We start from the raw sequence: 9,958 nt of genomic DNA on the forward strand, positions 1-9,958 counted from the left end.
ATCGAGGACATCCGCATGGACGTGACCGCCTCCGACAACCGGCCGGCGCAGACCGCGGCGATCGCCGCGATGAGCACCCGCGACCGGATTGTGGCGATCGTCGGCAGCTCCTCCGGCAATCTGGTGGAGTGGTACGATTTCTACACCTACGCCTTCACATCGCTGTACTTCGCCAGCGCCTTCTTCCCGAAGGGCGACCCGACCAGCCAGCTCCTGAACACCGCCGGCATCTTCGCTGCCGGCTTCCTGATGCGGCCGATCGGCAGCTGGCTGTTCGGCCGCATCGCCGACCGGCACGGGCGCCGCACCTCGATGATGCTGTCGGTGCTGATGATGTGCGCCGGGTCGCTGGCGATCGCGGTGCTGCCGACCTATGAGTCGATCGGCGCCGCGGCCGGCGCCCTGCTGCTGCTGGCCCGGCTGGTGCAGGGCCTGTCGGTCGGCGGCGAATACGGCACCAGCGCCACCTATATGAGCGAGGTCGCCGCCCGCCGGCACCGCGGCTTCTTCGGCTCGTTCCAATACGTCACGCTGATCGGCGGACAGCTTCTGGCGACGCTGGTCGTGGTGGTGCTGGAGCTGACCCTGTCCGAAGGCGAGATCCGGGCCTGGGGCTGGCGCATCCCCTTCGTGGTCGGCGCCGCGGCCGCGGTGATCGCCCTTTATCTGCGGCGGTCGCTGATCGAGACCAGCACCGAGGATGTCCGCAAGTCCAAGGACGCCGGCACGATCCGCGCCCTGTTCCAGCATCCGCGGGCCTTCCTGACGGTGCTGGGCTTCACCGCCGGCGGGTCGCTGATCTTCTACACCTACACCACCTACATGCAGAAATACCTGGTCAACACCGCCCATATGGACACACGGACGGTGAGCCTGGTGATGGCGGCGGTGCTGTTCGTCTACATGGTGGCGCAGCCGGTTTTCGGCGCCCTGTCCGACTGCATCGGCCGGCGCAGCAACATGCTGATCTTCGGCGCGCTGACGACGCTGACCACGGTGCCGCTGCTGCGCGCCATCGGCACGGTGGCCAGCCCGATCGCCGCCTTCGGGCTGATCCTGTGCGGCCTGGCGGCGGTCAGCTTCTACACCGCGATCAGCGGGCTGGTGAAGGCCGAGCTGTTCCCGATGGGCGTGCGCGCGCTGGGCGTCGGCCTGTCCTATGCCATCGCCAACGCCGCCTTCGGCGGCAGCGCCGAATACGTGGCGCTGTGGCTGAAGGATATCGGCGTCGAGGGCTGGTTCGCCTGGTACGTCACCGGCCTGTGCGCCATCGCCTTCGTCGTCGCCATCCTGATGCCGGACAGCCGCCGCGAGGGCATGATCGAGGACAACTGATCCACCGGCCGGCGGGACAACCCGCCGGCCCGCAACGAACGGGGAGGACCAAGATGAATCGACGCCATCTCACTGCAGCGGCCCTGGCCGCGGCCCTGCTGGCGGCCCTGCCGGCCGCGGCGCAGGACACGGTCAGGATCGGCCTGATCCTGCCGATGACCGGCGCTTCCGCCTCGACCGGGCGGGAGATCGAGGCCGCGGCCAGGCTGTACCTGCAGCAGAACGGCACCACCGTCGCCGGCAAGACGGTCGAGCTGATCGTCCGCGACGACACCGGCACCGCCGACGTCACCAAGCGCCTGGCGCAGGAGCTGGTGGTGAAGGACAAGGTGTCGGTGCTGGCCGGCTTCGGCCTGACCCCGCTGGCCGCCGCGGCGGCGCCGATCGCGACCCAGGCCAAGGTGCCGCAGGTGATCATGGCCGCCGCCACCGCCGTGACCACCGAGGCCTCGCCCTTCATCGTCCGCACCAGCTTCACCCTGCCCCAGGCGACCGTGCCGCTGGCGGATTGGGCGGCGCAGAACGGCATCAAGTCCGTGGTCACGCTGGTCAGCGACTACGCCCCCGGCCTGGACGCGCAGAAGGCCTTCGCCGAGCGCTTCGGCAAGGCCGGCGGCAAGGTGGTCGAGCAGTTGCAGGTACCGCTGAAGAACCCGGATTTCGCACCGTTCCTGCAGCGCGTCGCCGACGCCAAGCCGGATGCGGTCTTCGTCTTCGTGCCCTCGGGCTTCGGCGCCGTGTTCATGAAGCAGTTCGTCGAGCGCGGCCTCGACAAGTCCGGCATCCGGCTGATCGCGACCGGCGACCTGACCGATGACGAGCTCCTGGACAAGATCGGCGACGTGGCGCTGGGCACCATCACCACCCACCACTATTCCGCGGCCCATGACAGCCCGGAGAACAAGGCCTTCGTCCAGGCCTTCCAGGCGGCGAACGGCGGGCTGCGGCCGAACTTCATGGCGGTCGGCGGCTATGACGGCATGCATCTGATCGTCGAGGCGCTGAAGAAGGCCGGCGGCGCCACCGACGGCCAGGGCCTGATCGACGCCATGAAGGGCATGAGCTGGACCAGCGTGCGCGGCCCGGTCACGATCGACCCGCAGACCCGCGACATCATCCAGAACATCTATGTCCGCAAGGTCGAAAAGCGCGACGGCGGCCTGTACAATGTCGAGTTCGCGACCATCGAGGCGGTGAAGGACCCGGTCAAGGCGGCGAAGTAGCGCCATGGCGACGATCCTGTTCGACGGCATCGCCTACGGCATGCTGCTGTTCGTGCTGGCCTGCGGCCTGTCGGTGACGCTGGGGCTGATGAACTTCATCAACCTGGCGCATGGCGCCTTCGCCATGCTCGGCGGCTACGTCACCGCGATCCTGATGAGCCGCTGGCAGGTGCCGTTCTTCCTGTGCCTGCCGGCTGCCTTCCTGGCCGCGGCCGCGGTCGGGCTGGTGCTGGAGCGGACCTTGTACCGGCAGCTCTATCGCCGCAGCCATCTCGACCAGGTGCTGTTCTCGATCGGGATCGTCTTCATGGCCATGGCCGCCGCCGACTATCTGATGGGGTCGGAGCAGCAGATCATCCAGCTGCCCGACTATCTGCGCGGCCGGGTCGAGGTGCTGGGCGTCGGCATCGGCATCTACCGGGCCCTGATCATCGCCGTCTGCGGCGTGCTGGTGCTGGCGCTGCAGGGGGTGCTGGCCTACACCCGCTTCGGCAGCCGGCTGCGGGCCGCGGTCGATGATCCACGAGCCGCGCGCGGCCTGGGCATCAGGGTCGACACCGTCTTCGCCGTCACCTTCGCGGTCGGCTCGGGCCTCGCCGGACTGGGCGGCGCGCTGGGGGCGGAGATCCTGGGCGTCGACCCGACCTTCCCGCTGAAATACATGATCTATTTCCTGATCGTGGTGACCGTCGGCGGCACCTCCAGCCTGACCGGGCCGTTCCTGGCAGCGCTGCTGCTGGGCATCGCCGACGTCGCCGGCAAGTACTACGTCCCGGCCTTCGGATCCTTCGTCATCTACACGGTGATGATCGTGGTGCTGCTGCTGCGGCCGCAGGGTCTGTTCGCCCGCGGAGGGGGTCGATGACGGCCGCTCCGCTCTCTTCCTCGACGACACGGCTCTCCCCGGCCGCGTCGCGCGCCCGCTGGCGGCTGCCGGAGTTCCTGTTCTGGCTGGCGGCCCTGGCGGCGCTGTTCCTGCTGCCGGACCAGCATCTGATCCTGAACGAGATCGCGATCCTGGCGCTGTTCGCGCTGTCGCTCGACCTGATCCTGGGCTATGCCGGCATCGTCTCGCTCGGCCATGCCGCCTTCTTCGGCCTGGGCGCCTATGTCGCCGGCCTGCTGACCATCCATGTCGCCGGCGAGCCGCTGCTGGGCCTCGTCGCCGCCGCAGCAGCCGGGGCCGTGCTGGGCTTCGCCACCGGCTTCCTGGTGCTGCGCGGCACCGACCTCACCCGGCTGATGGTCACGCTCGGCATCTCGCTGCTGCTGTTCGAAATCGCCAACCGGGCGGCCGGGCTGACCGGCGGGGCCGACGGACTGAACGGCATGGTGGTCGGCCCGATCCTGGGCCGGTTCGAGTTCGACCTCTACGGTACCACCGCCTATGGCTACAGCCTGGCGGTGCTGTTCCTGCTGTTCCTGTTCGCCCGGCGGGTGATGCATTCGCCCTTCGGCCTGTCGCTGAAGGCGATCCGCGACAACCGGCTGCGCGCCGCCGCGGTCGGCGTACCGGTGGCCCGGCGGCTGGTCGGCATCTACACGCTGTCCGCCGCCTATGCCGCGGTCGCCGGGGCCCTCTTGGCCCAGACCACGCAGTTCGTCTCGCTCGATGTCTTCGACTTCCACCGCTCGGCCGATGTGCTGCTGGTGCTGGTGATCGGCGGCGCCGGCTATCTCTATGGCGGACCGGTCGGCGCCGTGCTGTTCCGCTTCCTGCAGGACTGGATCTCCGGCCTGACGCCGCAATACTGGTCGTTCTGGCTCGGCGCCTTCCTGGTGCTGCTGGTGCTGGTCGGCCGCGACCGGCTGGTGCAGGGCGTGCGACGGCCCCTCGCCTCTCTCCTCTCGCGCCTCGGAGCCGGGCGATGACCGTGGCGCTGGAGACCATCGGACTGCACAAGCGCTTCGGCGGGCTGGTCGCCACCAACGACGTGTCGCTCAGCATCGCGGTCGGGGCGCGGCACGCGCTGATCGGCCCGAACGGCGCCGGCAAGACCACCTTCGTCAACCTGCTGACCGGCGTCCTGGCCCCGAGCGGCGGCCGGGTGCTGCTGGGCGGCGAGGACATCACCAGGCTGAAGCCGCATCTGCGGGTCCGCCGCGGCCTGGCCCGCACCTTCCAGATCAACCAGCTGTTTCCGGAGATCACGCCGCTCGACACCATCGGCCTCGCCGTGGCCGAGCGCCTGGGCCGCGGCGGCGACTGGTGGCGGGTGGCCGGCGGCAGGGTCGAGGTGATGGACGAGATCCTGGCGATCGCCGAGCGCTTCCGCCTGACCGACGTGCTGCAGGAGCGCACCGCCACCCTGGCCTATGGCAAGCAGCGCCTGCTGGAGATCGCCACCGCCTTCGCCTGCCGCCCGCGCGTGCTGCTGTTGGACGAGCCGGCGGCCGGCGTGCCGGAGGCGGAGCGGCACGAGCTGCTGGCCACCATCGCCGAGCTGCCGCAGGACGTCTCGGTGCTGCTGATCGAGCACGACATGGACCTGGTGTTCAGCTTCGCCGACCGCATCTCGGTGCTGGTCAACGGCGCGCTGCTGACCGAGGGCACGCCCGACGCCATCGCCGCCGACCCGCAGGTGCGCGCCGTCTATCTCGGGGAGGCGGTGGATGGCTGAGCTGCTGGCCCTGCGCGACCTCGTCGCCGGCTATGGCGAGGCCGTCGTCGTTTCCGGCGTGTCGCTGACCCTGGCCGAAGGCGAGGCGCTGGCCCTCCTGGGCCGCAACGGCGCCGGCAAGACCACACTGCTGAACAGCATCATCGGCGTCACCCGCCGCTTCGGCGGCACCGTCGCACTGGCCGGCCGCGACCTGACCCGGGCGCGGCCGGAGGACCGGGCCCTGGCCGGGATCGGCTGGGTGCCGCAGGAGCGCAACATCTTCAAGTCGCTGACGGTCGAGGAGAACATGACCGCGGTGGCGCGGCCCGGACCGTGGACGCCGGAGCGCGCCTACGCCCTGTTCCCGCGGCTGAAAGAGCGGCGCGGCAATCTGGGCAGCCAGCTGTCGGGCGGCGAGCAGCAGATGCTGGCCATCGCCCGCGCTTTGATGCTGAATCCGAAGCTGTTGCTGCTGGACGAGCCGACCGAGGGCCTGGCGCCGATCATCGTCGAGGAGCTGCTGGCCGCGCTGAAGCGCATCCTGCGCGACGAGGGCGTCGCGGCTGTCGTGGTCGAGCAGCATGCCCGGAAGATCCTGTCCGTTACCGACCAGGCAGTGATCCTGGAGCGCGGCGCCATCGTCCACGCCGCCCCCAGCGCCGTCCTGAGGGCCGACGAGGCCGCGCTGACCCGCCATCTCGGCGTCACCCGTAAGGGGCCGACACGTGCTGCGCCGTAGGTTGGGTTCGCGATGCGAACCCAACATGGCCCCGCCCGATCCGCTGTTGGGTTCGCCGAGCGCGAACCCAACCTACAATTAGACCAGGAGGAGACCCGATGCTGCGCCAGACCCCGCCCTTCCGCGCCGACATGGTCGGCAGCCTGCTGCGCACCGCACCCCTGAAGGCCGCCCGCGCCCAGCACGAGCAGGGCGCGATCTCCGCCGGCGAGCTGCGTGCGGTCGAGGACCAGGAGATCCGCAAGATCGTGCGCCGGCAGGAGGAGATCGGCCTCCAGGCCGTCACCGACGGCGAGTTCCGCCGCGCCTTCTGGCATTTCGATTTCCTTGAGCATCTCGACGGCGTCGAGGGCTACTGGGCCGACCACGGCATCCAGTTCCAGGGCGCCCAGGTGAAGCCCAAGGGCATCCGCGTGACGGGCAAGCTGGGCTTCACCGGCCATCCGATGCTGGAGCATTTCCGCTTCCTGAAGGCGAACACCGCTCGGGTGCCGAAGATGACGATCCCGTCGCCCAGCATGCTGCACTATCGCGGCGGCCGGCAGGTGATCGACGCCGCGGTCTACCCCGAGATGGAGGAATTCTACGCCGATCTCGGCCGCGCCTATGCCGGCGCGGTCGCCGCCTTCGCCGCCGAGGGCTGCCGCTACCTGCAGCTGGACGATGTCAGCTTCGCCTATCTCTGCGACCCGGAGCAGCGGCGGATGCTGGCCGAGCGCGGCGACGACCCGGTGAAGCAGCCGGGCATCTATGCCGGCATGCTGAACGCCGCCATCGCCGGCCGGCCGAAGGACATGGTCATCACCATGCATCTCTGCCGCGGCAATTTCCGCTCCACCTTCATCGCCTCGGGCGGCTACGAGCCGGTGGCGGAGCGGCTGTTCAACGAGATCGCCGCCGACGGCTATTTCATGGAGTGGGACACCGAGCGCGCCGGCGGGTTCGAGCCGCTGCGCTTCCTGCCCAAGGGCAAGACCGTGGTGCTGGGCCTGGTCACCTCGAAGTCCGGCACGCTGGAGAAGAAGGACGACATCAAGCGCCGGATCGACGAGGCGGCCAAGTTCGTCGACCTCGACCAGCTGTGCCTCAGCCCGCAATGCGGCTTCGCCAGCACCGAGGAGGGCAACGTCCTGGCCGAGGACGAGCAATGGGCAAAGCTGGCGATGATCGTGGAGATCGCAAGGGAGGTTTGGGGGTAGGGGCCGACGAGTGCGACACTTTAACAAAGCCATGGCTTGCAAAACCCTCTTGACCTAAACCGCACTTGAACTTGTAGCGATGGAAGCTCCCGTTGAGAGGAGCATCCATCATGCCTATCGACACCGATCTACGGCGGCTGCGCGTGGCGGTCACCGGCGGCACCTCCGGCCTCGGCCTGGCACTGGTGCGGCTCCTGACCGCGATGGGCGCGCGCGTCGCCTTCGTGGCCCGGGGCGCCGAGGCCGTGGGCCGCACCGCGCGCGAGACCGGCGCCCAGGGCATCGTCGGCGATGTCGGCCGCAAGGAGGATATCCACCCGATCGCGCTGCAGGTCACGGCCGGGCTGGGCGGGCTCGACGTTCTGATCAACAACGCCTCCAGCCTCGGCCCGGTCCCCCTCGCGCTCTTGGCCGATACCGAGTGCGAGGAGCTGGAGCAGGCGCTGGCGGTCAACCTGGTCGGGCCGTTCCGGCTGATCAGGGCGCTGTTCGGCGCCCTCGCCACCTCCGCCCGCCAGGGGCGCGGCGCAGTGGTGGTCAACATCTCCAGCGACGCGGCCGTGAGCGCCTATCCCGGCTGGGGCGCCTACGGCGCCAGCAAGGCCGGGCTGCGCCACCTGACGGCGATCTGGGCCGAGGAGGCGCGGGACGAAGGGGTGCGCTTCCTGTCGATCGACCCCGGCGACATGGACACGCCGCTGCATGCCTTGGCCGTGCCCGATGCCGATCCGTCGACCCTGAAGATGCCCGAACTCTCCGCCTCGGAGATCGTGCAGGCCCTGCTGGCCGCCCTGCCCGGCCGCGCCGCCGAGCAGCGGGTCGGGGAATCCGCATGATCGCCGCCGACCGCCCCGACCGGCCGGCCGCCCGGCTCTGCGCCGTCGACGCCGAGGGCCAGGCCCGGCACCTGCCACGCACAGCGCTGGCGACGCTGCTGGAGCCCGGCGACCTCGTCGTCGGCAACGACGCCGCGACCCTGCCGGCGAGCCTGCACGGCCTGCATGCCGCAACCGGGAAGCCGATCGAGGTGCGGCTGGCCGGCTGGGTCGCGCCGGGCGACCCGACCCGCTTCGCCGCCGTCGTCTTCGGCGCCGGCGACCACCGCAGCCGCACCGAGGACCGGCCGGCGCCGCCGCCGCTGTCGGCGGGCGACCACCTGTCTCTCGGCCCGCTGAACGCCGTGATCGAGCGCCGCCTCGACCATCCGCGGCTGGTCCGGCTGCGCTTCCTCGGCCGCCGCGACCGGGTCCTGGCCGGGCTGGCGCGGCACGGACGGCCGATCCAGTACGCCCATGTGCCGGAGCCGCTGGCGCTGTGGGACGTCTGGACCCGCATCGCCGCCGATCCGGTGGCGTTCGAGCCGCCCTCGGCCGGCTTCGCGCTCGACTGGGCACTGCTCGCCGCCTGGCGCCGTCGCGGCATCGGCTTCGCCACCCTGACCCATGCCGCCGGCATCTCCTCGACCGGCGACCCGGCGCTGGATCGGCGCCTGCCCTTCGACGAGCCCTACCGGATCCCGGAACAGACCGCGGCAGCGATCGCCCGGGCGAAGGCGGAGGGTCGCCGCGTCGTCGCCATCGGCACCACCGTGGTCCGCGCCCTGGAAGCCGCGGCCGAGGCCGACGGCACGGTCCGCGCCGGCGACGGCGTCGCGACCAACCGTATCGGGCCTGGAACCCGGCTGCGCATCGTCGATGTCCTCCTCACCGGCATGCATCAGCCCGGCGAAAGCCATTTCGAGCTGCTGCGCACCTTCGCTCCGGACGGAGTACTGGACGGCCTGCCGGCTGCCCTCGCCAACGAGGGCTATCGCGGCCACGAGTTCGGCGATGTGATGCTGATCGAGCGGGCAGCCTACTCGGCCGGCCAAGTCTCGATCGTCTCGACGAAGCGGGTCAGCCAGGCATTGGTCTGGGCGCCGTCGAGGGCGCGGTGGTCGATGGTCAGCGAGACATAGGCCATCGGCCGCGCCAGCACGGCGTCGGCGCCGTCGACCTCGCGCACCACCACCCGCTTCTCGACCTTGCCGACGCCGAGGATCGCGACCTGGGGCTGGTTGATGATGATCGGCGCCGCCAGGAGCGAACCGGAGACGCCGTGGTTCGAGATGGTGAAGGTGCCGCCCTGGACATCGGCCGGCGCCAGCCTGCCGGCGCGGGCCAGCGCCGTTGCCTCCTGCAGCCGCGCGGCGATGCCGAGCAGCGACAGCGACTGCGCCCGTTGCACCACCGGCACCACCAGCCCCTTGTCTCCGAGCGCCGTGCCGATGCCGATGTTGACGTCGGCGAACACCTCGAGCGCGTCGTCGTGCCAGCGGCTGTTGACCGTGGGCACCGCCTTCATCGCCGCGACGCAGGCCTGCACCAGATAGGCGGTGACGGTCGGGGCCACGCCCTGGCGCTCGAACGCCGCCTTGTGCGCCTGGCGATGCGCCAGCACGGCGCCGAAATCGGCCTCGAAGACGGCGGTCACATGCGGCGCCGTGGCGACGGAGTGCGCCATGTGCTCGGCGATGCGCCGGCGCATGGCATCGTGCGGGATGCGGTGGGAGCGGAGGGCCGGCTTCACCTCCGCAGGCGCGGCCGGCCGAGCCTGCCGTCGGGTGACCTCCTCCTCGACATCCTGGCGGGTCAGCCGCCCGTCCTTGCCGCTGCCGGTCAGCCCGGCCGGGTCGAGCCCGGTCTCGACCAGCAGCTTGCGCACCGAAGGCGACAGGCGGAGAGCGGGGGCGAACTCGGCGATGGACCTGTCCGCGGGTGGCCTTCCGGTCTCGCCCCTCCCGCTCGCCCCATCCGAGTCCCCCCTCCCCTCGCGGGAGGGGAGCAGGGGGAGGGGGTTTTCGCCGCTGGAGCCGATGTC

General features: G+C 70.5%; 10 protein-coding genes. 9 read left to right on the top strand and 1 reads right to left on the bottom strand.

Annotated elements, in window-relative coordinates; translation table 11 throughout:
• Nucleotides 1–15 precede the first annotated feature (15 nt).
• The 9 genes from ACFW16_RS11105 to ACFW16_RS11145 all read left to right on the top strand — a co-directional run bounded on the left by ACFW16_RS11105 (nucleotide 16) and on the right by ACFW16_RS11145 (nucleotide 9,056).
• Nucleotides 16–1,335, top strand: a complete 1,320-nt coding sequence (locus ACFW16_RS11105) for an MFS family transporter (RefSeq protein WP_380304772.1) — start codon at nucleotides 16–18, stop codon at nucleotides 1,333–1,335.
• A 53-nt stretch (nucleotides 1,336–1,388) separates the two neighbouring features.
• The gene (locus tag ACFW16_RS11110; protein ID WP_380304774.1) at nucleotides 1,389–2,558 is read left to right on the top strand and encodes an ABC transporter substrate-binding protein; all 1,170 of its coding nucleotides are present in this window, start codon (nucleotides 1,389–1,391) and stop codon (nucleotides 2,556–2,558) included.
• 4 nt (nucleotides 2,559–2,562) lie between these two features.
• Nucleotides 2,563–3,423: a branched-chain amino acid ABC transporter permease gene (locus ACFW16_RS11115; RefSeq protein ID WP_380304776.1), complete on the top strand. Its 861-nt coding sequence runs from the start codon at nucleotides 2,563–2,565 to the stop codon at nucleotides 3,421–3,423.
• Nucleotides 3,420–4,430 carry a branched-chain amino acid ABC transporter permease gene (locus ACFW16_RS11120; RefSeq protein ID WP_380304778.1) on the top strand — a complete coding sequence of 337 codons (1,011 nt, stop codon included), beginning with the start codon at nucleotides 3,420–3,422 and terminating at the stop codon, nucleotides 4,428–4,430. The genes ACFW16_RS11115 and ACFW16_RS11120 overlap by 4 nt, the downstream gene beginning before the upstream one ends.
• Nucleotides 4,427–5,179, top strand: coding sequence for an ABC transporter ATP-binding protein (locus ACFW16_RS11125; protein ID WP_380304780.1), 753 nt, complete (start codon nucleotides 4,427–4,429; stop codon nucleotides 5,177–5,179). The genes ACFW16_RS11120 and ACFW16_RS11125 overlap by 4 nt, the downstream gene beginning before the upstream one ends.
• Complete coding sequence (locus tag ACFW16_RS11130; RefSeq protein ID WP_380304782.1) at nucleotides 5,172–5,900, top strand: ABC transporter ATP-binding protein; 729 nt, start codon at nucleotides 5,172–5,174, stop codon at nucleotides 5,898–5,900. The genes ACFW16_RS11125 and ACFW16_RS11130 overlap by 8 nt, the downstream gene beginning before the upstream one ends.
• A gap of 98 nt (nucleotides 5,901–5,998) precedes the next feature.
• The gene (locus ACFW16_RS11135; protein ID WP_380304784.1) at nucleotides 5,999–7,099 is read left to right on the top strand and encodes a 5-methyltetrahydropteroyltriglutamate--homocysteine S-methyltransferase; all 1,101 of its coding nucleotides are present in this window, start codon (nucleotides 5,999–6,001) and stop codon (nucleotides 7,097–7,099) included.
• A gap of 110 nt (nucleotides 7,100–7,209) precedes the next feature.
• Nucleotides 7,210–7,935 (top strand): SDR family NAD(P)-dependent oxidoreductase, encoded by a 726-nt coding sequence (locus tag ACFW16_RS11140; RefSeq protein ID WP_380304786.1) that lies wholly within the window; start codon nucleotides 7,210–7,212, stop codon nucleotides 7,933–7,935.
• Nucleotides 7,932–9,056 (top strand): S-adenosylmethionine:tRNA ribosyltransferase-isomerase, encoded by a 1,125-nt coding sequence (locus ACFW16_RS11145; RefSeq protein ID WP_380304788.1) that lies wholly within the window; start codon nucleotides 7,932–7,934, stop codon nucleotides 9,054–9,056. The genes ACFW16_RS11140 and ACFW16_RS11145 overlap by 4 nt, the downstream gene beginning before the upstream one ends.
• On the opposite strand, the gene ACFW16_RS11150 is transcribed toward ACFW16_RS11145, so the two are convergent.
• Nucleotides 8,954–9,802 carry a 2-oxo acid dehydrogenase subunit E2 gene (locus ACFW16_RS11150; protein ID WP_380304790.1) on the bottom strand — a complete coding sequence of 283 codons (849 nt, stop codon included), beginning with the start codon at nucleotides 9,800–9,802 and terminating at the stop codon, nucleotides 8,954–8,956. The two genes, ACFW16_RS11145 and ACFW16_RS11150, sit on opposite strands and share 103 nt — an antisense overlap.
• Nucleotides 9,803–9,958: the final 156 nt, after the last annotated feature.

Source organism: Inquilinus sp. NPDC058860, from assembly GCF_042743185.1.
GTDB lineage: Bacteria > Pseudomonadota > Alphaproteobacteria > DSM-16000 > Inquilinaceae > Inquilinus.